We start from the raw sequence: 18504 nt of genomic DNA, 5'->3' as shown, positions 1-18504 counted from the left end.
TGTTCTAGCTCTAATAGAACAAGTTGGCCGGCGTGGTGGTGCGATAGCGTCTGCCCATGACGGAGATCCCCGCGCCGCCCGTGGCGAAGCAGGTCCCTGCCGAGCGGACCGTCCATGGCGACACCGTCGTCGACGAGTACGCCTGGCTGAAGGACCGCGACGACGCCGACACCGTCGCCTACCTCGAGGCCGAGAACGCCCACACCCAGGCGGCCACGGCGCACACGAAGGCGCTGCAGGACGAGATCTTCGACGAGATCAAGAGCCGCACGCTCGAGACCGACCTCTCGGTGCCGGCGCGGCACCACGGCTGGTGGTACTACACCCGCACGCTCGAGGGCAGCCAGTACCCCATCCACTGCCGCTCGCGCACCGAGCCGGCGCTGCCCGCCGACCCTGCCGAGCCGATCGTCTCGCCCGCCGACGAGCAGGTGCTGCTCGACCAGAACGAGCTGGCCGGCGACTCCCCCTACTTCGCGCTCGGCGCGTTCGACGTCAGCCCCGACGGCCGACTGCTGGCGTACTCCACCGACTACGACGGCGGCGAGAAGTACACGCTGCGGTTCAAGGACCTCGAGACCGGCGCCACGCTGGCCGACGAGGTGCCCGGCACCTACTACGGCTCGGCGTGGGCGGGCAACGGCAGCGCGCTGTTCTACACCACCGTCGACGACGCCATGCGGCCGTACCGCGTGTGGCGGCACCTGCTCGGCACCGAGGCCGCCGCCGACGTCGTCGTGCACGAAGAGACCGACGAGCGGTTCTTCGCCGGCGTCGGGCTCACCCGCAGCGAGCAGTACGTCGTCATCGAACTGGGCAGCCAGATCACCAGCGAGACGTGGGTGCTGCCGGCCGGCGACCCGCGCGGCGAGTTCCGCGTCGTCCAGCCGCGCGAGCAGGGCGTCGAGTACTCCCTGGACCACACCGGCGACTCCTTCTTCATCGTGCACAACAAGGACGCCGTCGACTTCGAGCTGGTCGTCGCACCGGCGTCGGCGCCGGGGCGGGAGAGCTGGCGGCCGGTGCTGCCGCACACCCCCGGCGTCCGCGTCACCGGCGTCGACGCGTTCGCCGGCCACCTCGTCGTGTCCATGCGCCGCGAGGGCCGCACCGAGCTGCACGTCATGCCGCTGGCCGACGGCGTGCCCGGGCCCGGGCGCGACATCGGGTTCGACGAGCCCGTGCGCACCGTCCGGCCGGGCGGCAACCCCGAGTTCGACACCACGGTGTTCCGGCTCGGCTACGCCTCGCTCACCACGCCCAGCTCCGTCTACGACTACGACGTCGCCGGCGGCGGGCTGACGCTGCGCAAGCGGCAGCCGGTCCTCGGCGGCGTCGACCTGTCCGCGTACGAGTCGGTCCGCGAGTGGGCCCTCGCCGACGACGGCACCCGCATCCCCATCTCGCTGGTCAAGCGGCGCGACACCCCGCGCGACGGCAGCGCGCCGTGCGTCCTGTACGGCTACGGCGCCTACGAGGCGTCGATGGACCCCTGGTTCTCGATCGCCCGGCTGTCGCTGCTGGACCGCGGCTACGTGTTCGCCATCGCGCACGTGCGCGGCGGCGGCGAGCTGGGGCGGCGCTGGTACGAGGACGGCAAGCTGCTGCACAAGCGCAACACGTTCACCGACTTCATCGCCTGCGGCGAGCACCTGGTGTCGGCCGGCTGGACGTCGCGCGACCGGCTGGCCGGACGGGGCGGCAGCGCCGGCGGCCTGCTCATCGGCGCCGTCGCCAACCTGTCCGCCGGGACCTTCGCCACGTTGGTCGGCGAGGTGCCGTTCGTCGACGCGCTCAACACCATCCTCGACCCCACCATGCCGCTGACGGTCGTCGAGTGGGAAGAGTGGGGCAACCCGGTCGACTCCGCCGAGGTGTACGCGTACATGAAGTCGTACTCGCCTTACGAGAACCTCTCGGCGCGGCCCTATCCCGCCATCCTGGCCACGGCCGGGCTGAACGATCCCCGGGTCGGCTACCACGAGCCGGCCAAGTGGGTGGCGCGGCTGCGCGCGACCGCCACCGGCGACCGTCCGCTGCTGCTCAAGACCGAGATGGGCGCGGGCCACGGCGGGCCGTCCGGCCGCTACGACGCCTGGCGCGACGAGGCGTTCACGCTGGCGTTCATCATCGACACCACGAACCCCGCCAACCTCGCATAGTTCACCTTCCGGGCGTTTGTGACCTGCGTGAACGCCGCGCATGCGCGCGTCCCGATCGGGTAAGCCGCCACTCAACGGCGAGAAACCTGGGAGGGACCATGAAAGGCAAGCTGATCCTCCTGGCCGGCGCCGCGGTCGGGTACGTCCTCGGCACCCGGGCCGGGCGGCAGCGCTACGAGGAGCTCAAGGGCCGAGCCGACGCGCTGTGGCACGACCCCAAGGTGCAGCAGAAGGTCACGGACGCGCAGGAGGCCGTGCGGGCCCGGGCGCCGGAGCTCCAGGAGAAGCTCACCGACGCCGCGTCACGCGCCTCCGACAAGGTGCGCTCGACGATGCACCGCCACAACGGTGACGGCGACGGCAGCGACATCGCGGAGGTGAGCGCCCATGGCCGCAACGGGCACTACCCGCAGTCAGGATGACCACTCCGTCGCCGAGCTGGTCCGGGAGTTCTCGACGCAGACGTCGCATCTGATCCGCGACGAGCTGCGGCTGGCGCAGGCGGAGATGTCGGTGAAGGCGAAGCACGCCGGGATCGGCGTCGGCCTGTTCGGCGGCGCCGGGCTGCTGGCCTTCTTCGGGGTCGGCGCCCTGGTGACGGCGGCCATCGCGGCACTCGCGCTGACCAGCCTGGACGTGTGGGCCGCGGCGCTGATCGTCGCCGCCGTCCTGTTCCTGCTGGCCGGCGTGGCCGCGCTGATCGGCCGGGGCGAGACCAAGCAGGCCTCGCCCACCCCGGACCGCACCGTCGAGAACGTCAAACGCGACGTCGAGGAGCTCAAGGAGGGCAGGCACCGATGAGCACCACCACTACGCGCACGAACGCCCCCACCACCGGTGAACCGTCGAAGGACGCGACACCGGAGGAGATCGAGAAGCACATCGAGCAGACCCGGGCCGACCTCGGCCGCACCGTCGAGGCGCTGCAGCACAAGCTGGACGTGCGCAGCCAGGCGCGCGAGCGGCTGAGCGCCGTCCGCGACCGCGCCGGCTCCCTGGCCGGGTCGGCCCGCGACCGCGCCGGTTCCATGGCCTCGTCCGCCAAGGACGTCGCCACCCGCCCGGCGACCATGATCGCCGCCGGCGCCACGGTCGTGGTCGGCGCTGTGGTGGGCGCGGTCGCGTGGAAGCGGCGGCACTAGGAGCACCCCATGGCAACGCACCTGCACGGACGTGAGTCCTCGCCGGGCCGGCCGCGCCCCGACGGCGTGGCGGCGGACCAGTCGGCGCCGGACGGGCCGACGCAGCTGACCCGCCCGTCCTGGACCTACGTCGCCCGCCGCTCGGTGCGCGAGTTCCTCCGCGACGAGTGCCCGGACATGGCGGCGGCACTGACGTACTACTCGGTGCTGTCACTGTTCCCGGCCCTGGTGGCGCTGGCGTCGTTGCCGGCGCTCGTCGGGCAGGACAGTCAGCGGACGACCGACCAGCTCGTCGGCATCGTCCAGGACATCGCGCCGTCGTTGGTGACGTCGGACCTGGAGCGGCCCATCAATCAGCTCACCCAGGCTCCGGGCGCCGGCTCAGCGCTGATCATCGGTCTGCTGGTCGCGCTGTGGTCGGCGTCCGGCTACGTCGGCGGTTTCGGCCGCGCGATGAACCGTATCTACGACGTCGACGAAGGGCGCCCGTTCTGGAAGCTGCGGCCGCAACAGCTGGCGCTCACGCTGCTGACGATGCTGCTGGTGCTGATGGCCGCCGTGCTGCTGGTGGTCAGCGGCCCGGTGGCGCGGGCCGTCGGCGACGCGATGGGGGTCGGCGACACCGCCGTGACCGTCTGGAACGTCGCCAAGTGGCCGGCCCTCGTGCTGATCGTCGTGGTGATCGTGGCGATGCTCTACTGGGGCACCCCGAACGTGCGCCGGCCGCGGTTCCGCTGGGTCAGCGCCGGCGCCTTCATCGCGATCGTCGTGTGGGCGCTCGGCTCGGCCGCGTTCGGGCTCTACGTGGCGAACTTCGGCAGCTACAACCGCACCTACGGGTCGCTGGCCGGCGTGGTGATCTTCCTGCTGTGGCTGTGGCTGACCAACCTGGCCCTGCTGTTCGGCGCCGAGTTCGACGCCGAGACCGAACGGGCACGGGAGTTGCTGTCGGGGGTGCGCGCCGAGGAGGCCATCCAGTTGCCGCCTCGCGACACCCGCAAGATCGAGAAGGACGCCGAGAAGCACGCCACCCTGGTGCGCCGCGGCCTGCGGCTGCGGCAGTCCGGCGGTGACGACACGTCGCTGCCGGAGGAGCACACCTGACGGGCACCCGTTCCGTGGGCGGCGCACCAGGGCAGGCGGCAGGCGGCCGAGGGTCAGATGGCGCGGACCCGGCTGGCGCCGGCGCGGGCCTCGAGCCGGCGGGCGAGGCGGTCGAGCAGACGGGCGGCGAGTTCGAGGCGGCGGGTGCGGCGGGCACGGCGGGCGAGCCCGGCCGTGGCGGCGGCGTGCTCGAGCTCGGTGGCGCGGACGCGGTGCAGGGTGTCGGGGTACGGCTCGTAGCTCATGACGGTCTCCTTTCAGGTCGTGCGGTGCAGCCGGATGGAGCCGCTGACGGTGGTGATGGAGAGCAGCAGGGCGCGGTCGGTGGCGGCGGGCGCGTCGGTGTGGTCGAGGTCGGAGTGGATGGACCCGGAGATGGACGACACGTCGAGGTTGGCGGCGGTGCCGGTGACGATGCCGACGGTGACGTTGCCGCTGGCGCTGCGCGCCCGGAGCTCGCCCTCGACGGCGCGGTGGGCGGTGATGTCGCCGGACGCGGTCTTGAGCTCGACCCGGCCGTCGACGGCGGCGAGCCGGATGTCGCCGGACGCGGCGGAGACGCGGCCGCTGCTGAGCGGCTGCTCGACGTCGATGGAACCGGAGCCGGACTCGAGCTCGACGGTGCCGCCGGCGGTGCCGAACCGGATGGACCCGGAGCCGGTGCGCACCCGGGCGCCGGCGGTCTCGGTGACGTAGACGTCGCCGCTGCCGGTGCTGAGCTGGAGGTCGTCGCAGGTGTCGACGGCGATGTCGCCGGAACCGCACTTGGCGGCGACATCGGCGAACCGGCCGTCGAGGCGGAGGTCGCCGGAGCCGGCCTGGGCGTCGACGCGGCTGCCGGTGGGGACGGTGACGGTGATGTCGACCGACGCGGAGCGGCCGAGCAGCGACGTGGTGCGCGGGACCTCGATGCGCAGCGCGCCGGGCCGGTGCTCGACCAGCGTGCGGTGGGCGAGGTCTTCGCCGTCGTGGCCGGCCGGTCGCAGCTCGACCAGGATCTCGGTGGCGTCGTCGGCCGCGGTGACGACGACGTCGCCGGAGCGCTGTTCGACGGTGAGGCCGATGGGTCCGTCGGCGGGGAAGCGGTGGGTGACGATGTCGGACACGGGAGTCTCCTGAGGTCGCGGGCGGGTGTCAGCGCACCCAGCCGGAGAGGTTCCGGCCGAGGGTGACGCGGCTGGTGGACGAGCGCTGCGGCTCGAAGGTCTGCAGCACGGCGCGGATGAGCCAGGCGTTGACGGACATGCCCTCGGCGGCCGCCGCCTCTTCGACCCGGACCTTGAGCGTCTCGGGCAGGCGGAGCGACACCCGCGAGGTGCCTTCGTCCTCCGGCGGCAACGGCGGCACCGGCGGGGTGGGCGGCTGCGGCGGGTGCGGCGGCGCGTGGACGGTCTCGGTGGCGACCATCTCGGGGTCGCCGCCGCGCAGCCGGACCTCCACGGCGATGCCGTCGAGCTGGGTGGTGACCTCGGCCGCAGCGTCGCCCAGTGCCTCGAGCAACGTGAGCCGCAGCGACGGCTCGACGGCGTACGACAGCCGCTCGGCGGCACCGCGGACGTCGTCGGAGGCGGCCTGCCCGGCCGCGGCCAACGAGCCGCGCAACGCTTCGACGTACTGAGTGAGGTCCATGACGCCATCATGGCGTCATTGTGGCGTCAGGTCAAGCGCCAGAGTGGCGTACCGATGACGCCGGACAGGCCCCTTTGCAATGAGCACCTATACGCACCGCCTGCGAGCTGGGCGTCGCCGGCGGTGCGTATGGGTGCTCATTGCAAAGGGGGCGTCGTGGCGTCATGGCGACGCCACGACGACGTCAGGAGCCTCGCTGCACCGCGGCGAGCAGCAGTTGGGCGACGTCGAGGACCTCGACGCCTTCGCCGCGGCCGTCGGCCTGGGCCTCGGTGAGGCCGTCGGAGAGCATGACCCGGCAGAAGGGGCAGCCGACGGCGATGGCTTCGGCGCCGGTGTCGAGCGCCTCGGCGGTGCGGGCGCTGTTGATGCGGGTGCCGATGCGCTCTTCCATCCACATGCGGGCGCCGCCGGCGCCGCAGCAGAACGAGTTCTGCTGGTTGCGCGGCATCTCGCGCAGCTCCACCCCGGGGAGTGCCTGGACGAGTTCGCGCGGCGGTGTGTAGACCTGGTTGTGCCGGCCCAGGTAGCAGGGGTCGTGGTAGGTGACCGGCCGTCCCGCGATCTGGGCGTCGCCGGCGGGCGCGACGGGGGTCAGCTTCCCCTCGCGCACGAGGCGGTTGAGCAGCTGGGTGTGGTGCACGACCTCGAGTTCCAGCCCGAGCTGGGAGTACTCGTTCTTGATGGTGTTGAAGCAGTGCGCGCACGTCGACACCACCCGCACCGCGCCCGACTCGCGCAGCACGTCGATGTTCTGCGCGGCCAGCTGCTGGTACAGGAACTCGTTCCCGGACCGGCGGGCGGGGTCGCCGGTGCAGGTCTCGCCGTCGCCGAGGACGGCGAACGACACCCCGGCGGTGTGCAGCAGTTCCGCGACGGCCTGCGTCGTCTTCTTCGCGCGGTCCTCGAACGCGCCCGCGCAGCCCACCCAGAACAACCACTCGACCTCGTCCAGCGAATCGACCTCGACGCCGACGCGCGGCACCTCGAACGACAGCCCCGACGCCCAGTCCATGCGCTTGGAGGCGTTCACGCCCCACGGGTTGCCGGCCTTCTCCAGGTTCTTGAACAGCCCGTTCAGCTCGGACGGGAACTCGGACTCGATCAGCGACTGGTAGCGGCGCAGGTCGAGGATGTGATCGACGTGCTCGATGTCGACCGGGCACTGCTCGACACACGCCCCGCAGGTGGTGCACGACCACAGCACGTCCGGGTCGATCACGCCGCCCGCGTCGACCGGCCCGACGAGCGGACGCTCGGCCTCGGCCTTCGCCGACTCGTCACCGGCCAGCAGGTACGGCGCCTTCGCGTACGCGTGGTCGCGCAGCGCCGTCACGAACAGCTTCGGCGACAGCGGCTTGTCGGTGTTCCACGCCGGGCACTGCGACTGGCACCGCCCGCACTCCGTGCACGTCGAGAAGTCGAGCAGCCCCTTCCAGGAGAAGTCCTCGACCTTCCCGACCCCCAGCGACGCGTCGTCGTCGAGGTCGTCCAGCGCCTCGAAGTCGACCGGCTCGCCGTTGACCGTCAACGGCTTCGCCGCGCCCAGCGCGGGCCCGCCCTCGGGGTCGCGCTTGAACCAGATGTTGAAGAACGCCAGCCCCCGGTGCCAGCCCACCCCCATCGTCAGGTTCCACGCCAGCACGATGAAGAACACCCACGACACGGTGATCTTCAGCCCGGCGACCAGGTGCACCGTCAGCTCCACGTCGGCCGTCGGCACGCCGGAGAACCACGACCCGATGAACGCCGTCAGCGGGAAGTGCAGCACGTCACCGAAGAGGCGGTACTCCAGCCCGCGCAGCACCAGGATGCTCGCCGCGATGGTCGCGATGGTGAACTCAACGTAGTAGGCCTGCCAGAACGTCGACCCGAAGAACCGCGACCCCCGCCCCAGCGCCCGCGGATGCGACCGCTGCCGCACCACCGTCAGCAGGCCGATGCCCAGCAGCGTCGCCCACGCGATGGCCTCGGTGGCCCACTCGAACGGGATCCAGTGCCCGATCAGCGGCAGCGCGTACCGAGCGTCGAACAACTGCCCGTACGCCGTGACCAGCGTGAAGAACAACGCGAAGAACCCGACCATGACGAACCAGTGCGCCACGGCCACCACCGGGCGCTTCGCCATCTTCGTGTGGCCGAGGAACTCGCGCACCAGAGTGCGGGTGCGGGCCGACGGGTTCAGCTTGCGGCCCGGCGCGGGCCCGCCCAGCCGGATGACCCGCACCATCCGCATGATCGCGTCGGTGAGCACCACCAACGACAGCACCGTCACGCCCAGCGCGACGACGATCGCGACAAACTGCATGCGGGCTCGGCCTCCTTGCCGATCGGACGGGTCTCACGACCCACATTACTCGCGGGTAACCGCTACGCGCCGTCGACCCGGGTGCGGTGGAAGTTGAGGTGCGACCGGCTGGGCGTCGGGCCGCGCTGCCCCTGGTAGCGCGAGCCGTGCCGGGCGGTCCCGTACGGCTCCTCGGCCGGCGACGTCAGCTGGAAGAAGCACAGCTGGCCGATCTTCATGCCCGGCCACAGCTTGATCGGCAGCGTCGCCACGTTGGACAGCTCGAGCGTGACGTGGCCGGTGAAGCCGGGGTCGATGAACCCGGCGGTCGAGTGCGTCAGCAGCCCCAGCCGGCCCAGGCTCGACTTCCCCTCGAGCCGGGCCGCGACGTCGTCGCCGAGCGTCACCGCCTCGTACGTCGACGCGAGCACGAACTCGCCGGGGTGCAGGACGAACGGCTCGCCGCCGTCGGGTTCGACCATGCGGGTGAGGTCGGGCTGCTCCTCCGCCGGGTCGATGTGCGGGTACCGGTGGTTCTCGAACACCCGGAAGTAGCGGTCGAGCCGGACGTCGATGCTCGACGGTTGGATCATCTCCGGGTCGAACGGGTCGAGCACGACCCGCTTCGACTCGACGGCGGCGCGGATGTCCCGGTCGGAGAGCAGCATGTGGGGACACTACCGAACGCGCTCAGCCGTCCGGGGCCTGACGGCGGTAGGCCAGCGGCGCGCGCCAGCTGTAGCGCAGGGCCAGCGCCCGCAGCGTGAAGGTCACGACGCTCGCCGCGACGCCGGTCCAGACCGACAGCGCGTCGAGCCGCCACAGCACGGCGGTCGCCGCGGCGCCGACCATCGCGGGCAGCGCGTAGATGTCGTCGTAGCGGAACAGCGACGGCACCTCGCGCGCCACGACGTCGCGCAGCAGGCCGCCGCCGACCGCGGTGGTCACGCCGAGCAGCGCCGCCGACACCGCCGGCACGTCCGCGGCCAGCGCCTTCGCCGTCCCGGTGACGCAGAACAGGCCGAGCCCGGCCGCGTCGAACAGCAGCAGGGTGCGCCGGAACCGCGAGACGTGCGGGTAGTACAGGTAGACGACGCCGACGGCGAGCAGCACCGGCGCGAGGTACACCGGGTGTTCCAGCGCCGCCGGCCGCACCCCGATGATGACGTCCCGGACCACCCCGCCGCCCAGGCCCGTCATCCCGGCCAGCAGCGCGCTGGCCACGACGTCGAACCCCTTCCGCGCCGCCAGCAGCGCGCCGGTGACCGCGAAGAAGAACACTCCGACGAGGTCGAGCGCGAGCTGGGTCCGCTCCGCGAAGATCTCCACGGACCCAGCATCGCGCAGCGTCTCGGACCTACCCGGTGCGCAACGCGGCTATCGGCTCGACGGCGGAGGCCCGCCAGGCCGGGTAGGCGCCGGCGACCAGCCCGATCAGCCCGCCGAGCAGGGGCGCCACCAGCGCCAGCCGGATGTCCAGCAGCGGCGTCCAGTCGCGCACCACCGACACCCCGACCGTGGCGAGCACCCCGACCGTCGACCCGACCAGCCCGCCGAGCAGCCCGACGATGCCGCTCTCGATCAGGAACTGCCCGGCTACGTGAGACCGCCCGGCCCCGATCGAGCGGCGCAGCCCGATCTCGGAGATCCGCTCCATCACCGACAGCAGCGTGACGTTCGCGATGCCCAGCCCGCCGACCAGCAGCGCCAGCCCACCGAGCGCCAGGAACAGCCCGTTGACGTCGGCCGACACGTTGTCGCGCATGGAGCCGGGCGGCGGCGGCGCGTTGACGTCCAGCAGGTCGGGGTTGTTGGGGTCGACGGCGATCGGCGCCTGCCGGCCGATCAGCTGGGCCGCGCCGACGTCCGTCCGGACCTCCAGGGCCTCGGGCGCCGCCAGCTCGTACAGCTCGCGCGCGGTCGTCATCGGCATGATCACGGAGTCCTGCAGCTCGGTGCGGTAGTCGACGGCGTCCAGGATCCCGATGACGGTGAACGCGCGGTCGCCGATGAAGATCGACGGCTGGGAGTCGACCCGGTTGATGCCCAGGCGGTCGGCGGCGTACCGGCCGAGGACGACGACGGCGTCGCCGCGCGCGTCGTGCCCCTCGTCGAAGAACCGGCCGCCGGCCAGCCGCGCGCCGAGCGCCTCGAACAGCCCGGCCGACGCGGCCCCGACCGGCACCACCTGCTCCTGCGTGCCGTACGGCACCCCGCGCACGGCGTCGCCGCCGACGTCGACGCCAGCGAACGTGCCCGCCGACGCGACGCCGGCCAGCCGCAGCATCCGCTCCGGCGCGTCCCACGGCAGCTGCGTGAGCGCGACCTCGCCGTCGGGGCCGTCGGTCTCACCCGCCGCGACGGTGACCCGGGTGGCCGCGACGGCGTCGAAGCGGTCGGTGATCTGCCCCGCGGCGGTCTGCCCGAGCCCGATCGTCGCCACCATCGCCGCGATGCCGAGCACCGTGCCCAGCGTGGTCAGCGCCAGCCGCGACGGCCGGGCGGCCACCCCGGCGAGCGCCTCGCCGAACAGGTCGGCCATCCGCATCCGGTGGCCGCGGCCGGTCAGCCGCTGCCGTCCGCCCGCGCGCCGGCGCCGCAGCCCGGGCAGGTGGGGACGCGGCAACCGCAGCCGCCTCACGCGACCACCCCGGCCGGCACGACGTCGGACATCACGCCGTCGACGATGCGGACCCGCCGCTGCGCCCGCGCGCTGACACCGTCGTCGTGGGTGATGACGGCGAGCGTGATGCCCTCGGCGTGCAGCTCGTCGAACAGGTTGAGCACCGACGCCGCGTTGCCGGAGTCGAGGTTGCCGGTGGGCTCGTCGGCCAGCAGCAGGCTGGGCTGGGCGACCAGCGCGCGGGCGATGGCCACCCGCTGCCGCTCGCCGCCGGACAGCGTGATCGGGTCGAAGTCGAGCCGGTGCCCGAGCCCGACCCGCTCGAGCGTGGCGACGGCGCGCGCCGTGCGCTCCTTGCGCGGCACCCGCCGGTAGATCATCGACAGCTCGACGTTCTCCAGCACGCTGCGGTGCGGCAGCAGGTGGAACGCCTGGAAGACGAACCCGATGCGCTCGCCGCGCACGCGGGTGCGGCGCCGCTCGGACAGCGTGCTGACATCGACGCCGTCGAGCCGGTAGACGCCGTGCGACGGCCGGTCCAGCAGGCCGAGCAGGTTCAGCAGCGTCGACTTCCCCGACCCGGACGGCCCGATGATCGACAGGTACTCGCCCTGCGCGACGGACAGGTCGACGTCGCGGACGGCCTCGACCCGCGGCGGTCCGGGGAACACCCGGCCGATGCCGCTCATCTCGACGACCGGCGGCGTCACTCGTCGCCCCCGTCGTCGGAGTCGTCGCCGGTGTCGCCGACGACCACCAGGTCGCCCGCGGCGAGCGTGCCGTCGACGGCGGTGACCTCGGCGTAGCCCTGGGCGGTCAGGCCGACCTCGACCTCGACCAGCTCGGCGACGCCGTCGCGCATGACCTCGACCCGCGACTCGCCACCCGGCCCGGCGGTCAGCGCCGCCAGCGGGACGGCGAGCACGTCGCCCTCGGTGCTCTCGATCGGCACCGTGATGCGCACGTTCTGCCCGCGCAGCGCCTCGGCCTGCTCGGGCGTCAGCTCGCCCGGCGCGACGGTGACGTTCCAGCCGGAGGCGCCCTCGCCCTCGGCCTCGTCGATGGCGGTGATGGTGCCGGGCACCTGCTCGCCGGTCGGCAACTCGATGGAGACGGGCTGGTCGACGGCGAGCAGCTCGAAGTCGGCCTTGTCGACGTTCGCCGTGACGACGAGGGAGGCGCCGCTGACGGACATGGCCGCGCCGTCGATCTGGCCGCCGCGGCGCACGTGCACCTCGTCGACCCGGCGCGGCAGGCTCGGCACGAACACCACCTCGGACGCGGGCAGCGGGGTGCCGGCGGCGGCCGCGGCCTCGTCGCGGGCGGTGCGTGCGTCGGCGAGCTGCTCGCGGGCCTCGTCGAGCGCGTCCTTCAGCGCGTCGGTGTCGACGGGCGCGCCGTCCGGGCCGGTCGCGGAGTCGCCGGCGTCGAGCGCGTCGTCGGCGTCCTCGACCGCGTCCTCGGCCGCCTCGACGGCGTCGTTGGCGGCGTCGAGCTCGGCCTCGGCCCCGGGGTCCGGAGCCGGCGCCTCGTAACCGATGCGCTCGAACAGGTCGGCCACGGCGTTGCCGGTCGACAGCGTGTACTCGTCGTCGACCTCGCCCGGGTCCAGCCCGAGGCGGTCCAGCGTGACCTCCAGCTGTGCGACGTCCGGGCCGCTCATGCCCGGGCGCAGCGACCGGTACATGGGCAGTTCGCCGGCCAGCGCGATCAGCGGCCGGCCGACGATCTCCAGCAGCGCGGCGCCCTCGGCGATCTCGGCGCCGACCTCGGGCACCTGGCCGGTGACGATCGGCGGCGTCTCCAGGCCGCCGGTCTCCGGCTTGACGTCGACGGCGCCGGCCGCGGACACGTCGCCGCGGGTGACGACCTCGCTGTTGAGCGTGCGGGCCTCAACCGGCACCGTGACCTCGGACGCCTCGGGCGCGGCCGTCCGCGCGATGGCGTCGGCGGGCGAGGTGATGCGGGTGCCGGCGAAGATGCCGGCACCCAGGGCGATGACGGCAGTACCGCCCACGACGAGCAGGGTCCGGCTGCGTGCTCGGCTCACCCGATGCCACCGGCGCTACCCGCCGGGCCCTCCGCCATCGCGTCGCGATAGCGCTCGAGCTCGGCCTCGTGCTGGTCGACGAACTCCTCCTCGAAGCCCCACGCGACGTCCTTCTGGACCTCGGCGTACTCCTGCTGCTCGCAGTCGTAATCGGCGGTCGCGACCGCGATCTCGTACTCCTGCAGTTCGGCCAGCGCCGCCTCGTCGATGTCCTCCCCGCCGCCGCCGATGGTGACGCTCGGGTCGCCCTCGCCGTCGTCCTCACCGCTCGGAGGCTCGGTCGGCGACTCCGAGTCCCAGCCGTAGAGCTCGCTCATCCGGTTCATGACCGTCTCCTCGGGCTGGCCCGTGGTGTCGAACTCGCTGTAGCCGGCCTCGGCCATGCATGCCGCCCACGCCTCGGTCGCCTCGACCATGCGCGGGTCGCTCTCGACGCGCTGACGCAGCGCGTCGAGGTCTTCGAACAGGCCCTCGAACTCGCTCATGTCGAAGTCGCCCATGAGGCCCTCGTCGCCGTAGACCTCGGCGCTGGCCTCGCCGTAGCAGCCCTGGTCCTGCGGCGCCGACTGCTCGCCGTCGCCCGGTGCGATGGCGACGGCGCCGCCGCCGCTCATCTCGACGGTGTCGCCGAAGAGCGCGCGGTTGTACTGCTCGAGCGCCGCCTCGGACAGGCCGTCGCGGATCGGCTTGTTCGGGTCGGTGTCCTCGGTCTCGGTCTCCTTGCCCGGGTCCATGAGCGTGGTCATGCCGTAGCCGTACTCGCGGGCGAACTCGTCCGGCGGCAGGGAGTAGGCGTCGGCGAACGGGTCGTCGCCGCCCTCGCCGCCACCTGGGTCGGCCGGGATGTACTCGAAACCGGCCTCCTGCATGCAGGACGCGACCAGCTCTTCGACCTGCCGCATCTGCTGGCGCTCGTCCTCGCCGAGGTCGGCCATCGAGAAGGCGACCGTCATGCCGCCGCTGCCGCCGAGGCCGGAGTCCTCACCCAGGTACTGCTCCAGGGGGCTCAGCTCCTCGCCGTCGCCGGACTGGCCCGACGTGCCGTTGCCCCCGTCGTTCTGCCCGCCGCTGCCGTCGTCGTCGCCGCAGCCGGTCAGGACCAGGCCGGCCACGCAGGCGTACGCCAGCAGCCGGGCCCGTGCTCGCCAATTCGTCATGCCAGCAGGGTGCGATCAGCGCTGTGAAGAACCTGTGAAGGAGCCGTCAGATCCGCGCTCTTCACAGGTTCCTGACAGCTTCCTGCCACACTCGAATGTCATGGGAGCCCGGATCCTCGTGGCCGAGGACGACGTCAAACAGGCCGAGCTCGTCCGCCGCTACCTCGAACGCGAGGGCCACTCCGTCGTCATCACGCACGACGGCCGCGCCGCCCTGGACGAGGCGCGGCGGCGGCAGCCGGACCTGCTGGTGCTGGACGTCATGATGCCGCGGGTCGACGGCCTCGACGTCTGCCGCATCCTGCGCACCGAGTCCGACACCCCGATCATCATGCTGACCGCGCGGTCCACCGAGGACGACCTGCTGCTCGGTCTCGACCTCGGCGCCGACGACTACCTCACCAAGCCGTACAGCCCCCGCGAGCTGGTCGCCCGGGTCCGCACCATCCTGCGCCGGGCCGACCGGCACCGGGCCGCCGACTCCCGGCTGCGCATCGGCGACCTCGTGGTCGACACCGCGCGGCACCAGGTGTTCGTCGACGGCCGCGAGATCGACGTGACGCCGGCCGAGTTCAAGATCCTGGCCTGCCTGGCCGCGGAGCCCGGGCGGGTGTTCCCGCGGCAGAAGCTGCTGGAGCAGGCGTTCGGCTTCGACCACTACGCGCTGGACCGCACCGTCGACGTGCACGTCATGAACCTGCGGCGCAAGCTCGAGGCCGATCCGGCGGCGCCGGCGTTCCTGCTGACGGTGTACGGCGTCGGCTACAAGATGGCCGATCAACCGGGAGTGCGCGATGCGTCGTAGCCTGTTCGTCCGCCTGCTCGTGCTCTCGCTCGGGGTGGCGGTCATCTCCATCACCGCCACCGCCTGGCTCACCACGCAGAGCACCAGCCAGCGACTGCGCGGCGAGTTCGAGCGCACCCTCGAGGCCGACAGCTACGTCTACCAGAACCTCATCGCGTACGCGCAGAGCAACGACTCGTGGAACGACGTCGGCGAGCTCGTCGGCGAGCTCGCGCGGGCGACGGGCAGCCGGGTCGCGCTGACCGGCGCCGACGGCCAGGTGCTGGCCGACTCCGCCGGTTCCGGCGGCGACGCGCCACCGCTGCCGTCCACGCCGACCGCCGAGGTCGACGCCATGGCGCCGATCTCGGTCATGGCCGGCGAGTTCTCGATGGCGTCGGCCGTGCCGTTCGCCGGCACCTGGTCCAGCGGTCTCGTGGCCGAGGAGGCGACACCGCCCCCCGGCGGCGAGGCCACGCCGCTGGAGGAGACGATCAGCATCACCGGCATGGACGCCAGCTTCGTCAGCCTCGGCGCACCGATGTCGACTCCGCTGGACTGGCGGCTGACCAAGGAGGAGGCCAGGGCGCGCGAGCGCCTGGTCGCCGACGCCAACGCCTGCCTGCAGGACCTCGGCAGCGAAGGGCTCATCGTCAGCCCCGACGGGGCGGTGCTGCGCGCGACGACCGACACGCTCACCAGCGTCCTGGACCTGCCGACGGAGTCGACGAAGGTCGACGACTCCGTCCGCGGCTGCGTGCCGCCCGAGCTGTCCGAGGCCAGCGCGGCCAGCAAGGCGCTGAACGCCGAACAGGTGCGGCTGACCGAGCAGTGCCTCGCCGACGCCGGCATCGTGGCCCTGCCCACGGTCGCCGAGACCGGGCTGGTGCAGCTCTCCGTCGACTCCGGCGACGAGGCGCAGGTCGACCAGTTCTACGACTGCTCCACCATGGCCGGTGACCAGGCGATGGAGCCGTTCCTCGCCGACCCCGCGCTGCTGTACATCGGCTCGACCGACCGGTTCGACGCGCTCTCCGGCGACGGGTGGGTGCGTACGGTACTGACCGGCCTCGGCGTGCTCGCGGCCGCCACCGGCATCACCGTCTTCGCCGGCCGGCGGCTGTCGCACCCGATCCGCACGCTCACCGAGGCGGCCCAGCGGCTGGCGTCCGGCGGACGGGGCACCCGGGTCCAGGTGACGGGCAGCGACGAGGTGGCCCGGCTGGGCCACGCGTTCAACGCCATGGCGTCGTCGATCGAGGAGAACGAGCGGCAGCGCAAGGCGATGGTCAGCGACATCGCGCACGAGCTGCGCACGCCGCTGGCCAACGTCCGCGGCTACCTCGAGGCGGCCGAGGACGGCGTGGTGCCGATGGACCCGCAGCTGGTGTCGTCGCTGCTGGAGGAGTCCACGCTGCTGCAGCGGCTGATCGACGACCTGCAGGACCTCGCGCTCGCCGACGCCGGCATGCTCCGGATGCACCGCGAGACCATCGACGTCGCCGACCTCGCCCGCCAGGTGGTCGCCGCGCACCAGCCGTCGGCGTCGGCGTCGCAGGTGGAGCTGGTGGTGGCCGCGCCGCCGTCGGTCGAGGCCGACGCCGACCCGGTGCGGCTGCGACAGGCGCTGGGCAACCTGGTGGCCAACGCTGTCCAGTACTCCGGCACCGGCAGCACCGTGCTGGTACGGGTGTCGCGCGACGCGGTGTCCGACGAGGTGGTGCTGGCCGTGCGCGACGACGGTCCCGGCATCGCGCCCGAGCACCTGGAGCACCTGTTCGACCGTTTCTACCGCACCGACACCTCCCGCACCCGGGCCACCGGCGGCAGCGGCCTGGGCCTGGCCATCACCAAGCACCTGGTCGAGGCGCACGACGGCAGCGTCACGGTGTCGAGCATGGTCGGCGCGGGGTCGACGTTCACCGTCCGGCTGCCCGCGCACGCGCCCGTCCCGGCCACCTGATCAGTCCCGCCCGCGGCGGACGACGGCAGGACGTCGACGTCCAGGAGGACGGGGGAAGCGGGCACAGCCCGCCCGGGTCCGCCGTTCCTGCCGGTGCACGTGGTCTTCACTAGCGAGAGTGCTGTTCCGGACGCCGTTTCGGGCTGTTCGCGGGATTCTGGCTATCGAGGTCGCCCCAGGTCGGCAGGTTCACTCGTCTCGTGGGCACGCCCAGACTGCCCCCGTCCCCCTGGCGCCAGGGGGACGGACCACGGCGCGCGGTTCGTCAGCGCACGGAACGCCGGCCAACGCGAAGCCCGGGCCCGGCCACCTGATCAGCCGAAGGCGACCTCCGGCAGCCAGGTGACCAGGCCGGGGACCAGCGCCAGCAGCAACAGCACGGCGATCATCACGGCCAGGAACGGCAGCACGGCCACGCTGAGCTTCCCGAACGACACCCCGCTCATCTTGGTGAGCACGTAGAGCAGCGCGCCGACCGGCCAGGTCAGCAGGCCGAGCATGAGGTTCACGACGACGATGACGCCGAAGTGGATCGGGTCGATGCCCAGCTCGGTCGCCACCGGCAGCAGAATCGGCAGGAAGATCAGGATCGCCGGCACCGCGTCCATCGGCATCCCGACGATGAGGAAGAACAGCATCGCCAGCAGGATGAACGCCACCGGGCCCACGTTGAGGTTCTCGACCAGCGACGACAGCCCGGTCGCGAGGTCGCCCACCGTCAGCACGTACGAGAACGCGCCGACCACCGCGAACAGGATCATGATGGTCGCGCTGAACACGGCGCCGTCGCGGAACAGCGGCAGCAGGTCGCGCGGCGTCAGCGTCCGGTAGACCACCAGGCCCAGGAACAGCACGTACGCCGCCGCCAGCATGGACAGCTCGGTGATGGTCGCGAAGCCGGTGAGGATGCCGCCGATCAGCAGCACCGGCGCGCCGAGCGCGGGCAGCGCGGCCAGCGTCAGCGGCCACAGGTCGGCGGCGCGGCGCGGCACCCGCTCCGTCTGCGGCAGCAGGCCGCGGCGGGCGTTCCACATGATCAGCAGCACCATCGAGCCGGCCAGCAGCAGCGCCGGCACGACGCCGCCGAGGAACAGTTTGCCGACGGACAGGTTCGTCACCAGCGCGACGAAGATCATCGGGATGCTCGGCGGCGCGACCGGCCCGATGACGGCGGCGCTGGCGTTCACGGCGGCGGCGAACTCGGGCCGGTAGCCCTCCTTCTTCATCGCCGGCAGCATTACCGACGAGACGGCGGACGCGTCGGCCGGCGCGCTGCCGGACACGCCCGACACCGCGACGTTGACGCCCACCGACGCGTACGCGAGGCCGCCGCGGTAGCGGCCGAGGAAGTACATCATCAGCCGCAGGATCCGCTCGGTCATGCCGGTGCGGTTGAGCAGCTCGCCGGTGAGGATGAAGAACGGGATCGCCAGCAGCTCGAAGTTGCCGATGCCCTTGGCCATCGCCGTCGGCAGGCTGGTGGCGTCGCCGAGACCGAGCGCGCCGATCGTCACCAGCGCGGCCACGCCCATCGAGATCCAGACCGACAGGCCCAGCCCCATACAGGCGAACAGGGTGAGGAACAGGACGATGGTCTCCATGG

The 18504-nt window shown here is 72.4% G+C and carries 18 protein-coding genes; 7 read left to right on the top strand and 11 right to left on the bottom strand.

Going from position 1 to position 18504, the window contains the following annotated elements; genetic code table 11:
* The first annotated feature begins 56 nt into the window (after positions 1–56).
* From BLV02_RS25250 to BLV02_RS25230, 5 genes are all read left to right on the top strand, one after another.
* Positions 57–2162 (top strand): S9 family peptidase, encoded by a 2106-nt coding sequence (locus BLV02_RS25250; protein ID WP_069109073.1) that lies wholly within the window; start codon positions 57–59, stop codon positions 2160–2162.
* A 98-nt stretch (positions 2163–2260) separates the two neighbouring features.
* On the top strand, positions 2261–2584 hold the full coding sequence (locus tag BLV02_RS25245) for a YtxH domain-containing protein (RefSeq protein WP_069109074.1): 324 nt from the start codon (positions 2261–2263) through the stop codon (positions 2582–2584).
* Complete coding sequence (locus BLV02_RS25240; protein WP_069109075.1) at positions 2550–2963, top strand: phage holin family protein; 414 nt, start codon at positions 2550–2552, stop codon at positions 2961–2963. The genes BLV02_RS25245 and BLV02_RS25240 overlap by 35 nt, the downstream gene beginning before the upstream one ends.
* Positions 2960–3304, top strand: a complete 345-nt coding sequence (locus tag BLV02_RS25235) for a DUF3618 domain-containing protein (RefSeq protein ID WP_069109076.1) — start codon at positions 2960–2962, stop codon at positions 3302–3304. Before BLV02_RS25240 ends, BLV02_RS25235 begins: the two co-directional genes overlap by 4 nt.
* A gap of 9 nt (positions 3305–3313) precedes the next feature.
* On the top strand, positions 3314–4408 hold the full coding sequence (locus BLV02_RS25230) for a YihY/virulence factor BrkB family protein (protein ID WP_216093953.1): 1095 nt from the start codon (positions 3314–3316) through the stop codon (positions 4406–4408).
* Positions 4409–4461: 53 nt separating this feature from the next.
* On the opposite strand, the gene BLV02_RS25225 is transcribed toward BLV02_RS25230, so the two are convergent.
* The 10 genes from BLV02_RS25225 to BLV02_RS25180 all read right to left on the bottom strand — a co-directional run bounded on the left by BLV02_RS25225 (position 4462) and on the right by BLV02_RS25180 (position 14154).
* Complete coding sequence (locus BLV02_RS25225) at positions 4462–4653, bottom strand: hypothetical protein (RefSeq protein WP_069109077.1); 192 nt, start codon at positions 4651–4653, stop codon at positions 4462–4464.
* A 12-nt stretch (positions 4654–4665) separates the two neighbouring features.
* Entirely contained in the window at positions 4666–5514 is an 849-nt protein-coding gene (locus BLV02_RS35905; protein ID WP_069109078.1) for a DUF4097 family beta strand repeat-containing protein, read from the bottom strand.
* 28 nt (positions 5515–5542) lie between these two features.
* Positions 5543–6037 carry a hypothetical protein gene (locus BLV02_RS35900; RefSeq protein WP_069109079.1) on the bottom strand — a complete coding sequence of 165 codons (495 nt, stop codon included), beginning with the start codon at positions 6035–6037 and terminating at the stop codon, positions 5543–5545.
* Between the two features lie 184 nt (positions 6038–6221).
* Complete coding sequence (locus tag BLV02_RS25210) at positions 6222–8345, bottom strand: (Fe-S)-binding protein (protein ID WP_069109080.1); 2124 nt, start codon at positions 8343–8345, stop codon at positions 6222–6224.
* Positions 8346–8407: 62 nt separating this feature from the next.
* On the bottom strand, positions 8408–8992 hold the full coding sequence (dcd, locus tag BLV02_RS25205) for a dCTP deaminase (RefSeq protein WP_069109081.1): 585 nt from the start codon (positions 8990–8992) through the stop codon (positions 8408–8410).
* 22 nt (positions 8993–9014) lie between these two features.
* Complete coding sequence (locus tag BLV02_RS25200) at positions 9015–9653, bottom strand: trimeric intracellular cation channel family protein (RefSeq protein WP_069109082.1); 639 nt, start codon at positions 9651–9653, stop codon at positions 9015–9017.
* 28 nt (positions 9654–9681) lie between these two features.
* Positions 9682–10965 carry an ABC transporter permease gene (locus BLV02_RS25195; RefSeq protein ID WP_216093954.1) on the bottom strand — a complete coding sequence of 428 codons (1284 nt, stop codon included), beginning with the start codon at positions 10963–10965 and terminating at the stop codon, positions 9682–9684.
* Entirely contained in the window at positions 10962–11636 is a 675-nt protein-coding gene (locus tag BLV02_RS25190; RefSeq protein ID WP_069109572.1) for an ATP-binding cassette domain-containing protein, read from the bottom strand. Before BLV02_RS25190 ends, BLV02_RS25195 begins: the two co-directional genes overlap by 4 nt.
* 17 nt (positions 11637–11653) lie before the next feature.
* Positions 11654–12964, bottom strand: a complete 1311-nt coding sequence (locus BLV02_RS25185) for an RND family efflux transporter (RefSeq protein ID WP_216093955.1) — start codon at positions 12962–12964, stop codon at positions 11654–11656.
* A 29-nt stretch (positions 12965–12993) separates the two neighbouring features.
* Positions 12994–14154 carry a hypothetical protein gene (locus BLV02_RS25180; RefSeq protein ID WP_069109083.1) on the bottom strand — a complete coding sequence of 387 codons (1161 nt, stop codon included), beginning with the start codon at positions 14152–14154 and terminating at the stop codon, positions 12994–12996.
* 100 nt (positions 14155–14254) lie between these two features.
* On the opposite strand from BLV02_RS25180, the gene BLV02_RS25175 reads away from it, so the two are divergent.
* Both BLV02_RS25175 and BLV02_RS25170 read left to right on the top strand, forming a co-directional pair.
* Positions 14255–14959: a response regulator transcription factor gene (locus BLV02_RS25175; protein ID WP_069109084.1), complete on the top strand. Its 705-nt coding sequence runs from the start codon at positions 14255–14257 to the stop codon at positions 14957–14959.
* A complete protein-coding gene (locus BLV02_RS25170; RefSeq protein ID WP_069109085.1) occupies positions 14949–16901 on the top strand; it encodes a sensor histidine kinase in 1953 nt (650 codons plus the stop codon). Before BLV02_RS25175 ends, BLV02_RS25170 begins: the two co-directional genes overlap by 11 nt.
* Before the next feature lie 314 nt (positions 16902–17215).
* Here BLV02_RS25170 and BLV02_RS25165 read toward each other — a convergent pair whose 3' ends face one another.
* Positions 17216–18502: a TRAP transporter large permease gene (locus tag BLV02_RS25165; protein WP_069109086.1), complete on the bottom strand. Its 1287-nt coding sequence runs from the start codon at positions 18500–18502 to the stop codon at positions 17216–17218.
* Positions 18503–18504 lie beyond the last annotated feature (2 nt).

The organism is Jiangella alba (assembly GCF_900106035.1).
GTDB classification, from domain to species: domain Bacteria; phylum Actinomycetota; class Actinomycetes; order Jiangellales; family Jiangellaceae; genus Jiangella; species Jiangella alba.
This window is presented reverse-complemented; position numbering and strand designations above follow the sequence as displayed.

Excerpts from the sequence above, each read along its gene's own strand:
- BLV02_RS25170 (WP_069109085.1), top strand. The coding sequence starts at position 14,949 with ATGCGTCGTAGCCTGTTCGTCCGCCTGCTCGTGCTCTCGCTCGGGGTG.
- BLV02_RS25240 (WP_069109075.1), top strand. The coding sequence starts at position 2,550 with ATGGCCGCAACGGGCACTACCCGCAGTCAGGATGACCACTCCGTCGCC.
- BLV02_RS35900 (WP_069109079.1), bottom strand. The coding sequence starts at position 6,037 with ATGGACCTCACTCAGTACGTCGAAGCGTTGCGCGGCTCGTTGGCCGCG.
- BLV02_RS25250 (WP_069109073.1), top strand. The coding sequence starts at position 57 with ATGACGGAGATCCCCGCGCCGCCCGTGGCGAAGCAGGTCCCTGCCGAG.
- BLV02_RS25230 (WP_216093953.1), top strand. The coding sequence starts at position 3,314 with ATGGCAACGCACCTGCACGGACGTGAGTCCTCGCCGGGCCGGCCGCGC.
- BLV02_RS25180 (WP_069109083.1), bottom strand. The coding sequence starts at position 14,154 with ATGACGAATTGGCGAGCACGGGCCCGGCTGCTGGCGTACGCCTGCGTG.
- BLV02_RS25190 (WP_069109572.1), bottom strand. The coding sequence starts at position 11,636 with ATGAGCGGCATCGGCCGGGTGTTCCCCGGACCGCCGCGGGTCGAGGCC.
- BLV02_RS25225 (WP_069109077.1), bottom strand. The coding sequence starts at position 4,653 with ATGAGCTACGAGCCGTACCCCGACACCCTGCACCGCGTCCGCGCCACC.
- BLV02_RS25245 (WP_069109074.1), top strand. The coding sequence starts at position 2,261 with ATGAAAGGCAAGCTGATCCTCCTGGCCGGCGCCGCGGTCGGGTACGTC.
- BLV02_RS25165 (WP_069109086.1), bottom strand. The coding sequence starts at position 18,502 with ATGGAGACCATCGTCCTGTTCCTCACCCTGTTCGCCTGTATGGGGCTG.
- BLV02_RS25210 (WP_069109080.1), bottom strand. The coding sequence starts at position 8,345 with ATGCAGTTTGTCGCGATCGTCGTCGCGCTGGGCGTGACGGTGCTGTCG.
- BLV02_RS25235 (WP_069109076.1), top strand. The coding sequence starts at position 2,960 with ATGAGCACCACCACTACGCGCACGAACGCCCCCACCACCGGTGAACCG.
- BLV02_RS25175 (WP_069109084.1), top strand. The coding sequence starts at position 14,255 with ATGGGAGCCCGGATCCTCGTGGCCGAGGACGACGTCAAACAGGCCGAG.
- dcd (WP_069109081.1), bottom strand. The coding sequence starts at position 8,992 with ATGCTGCTCTCCGACCGGGACATCCGCGCCGCCGTCGAGTCGAAGCGG.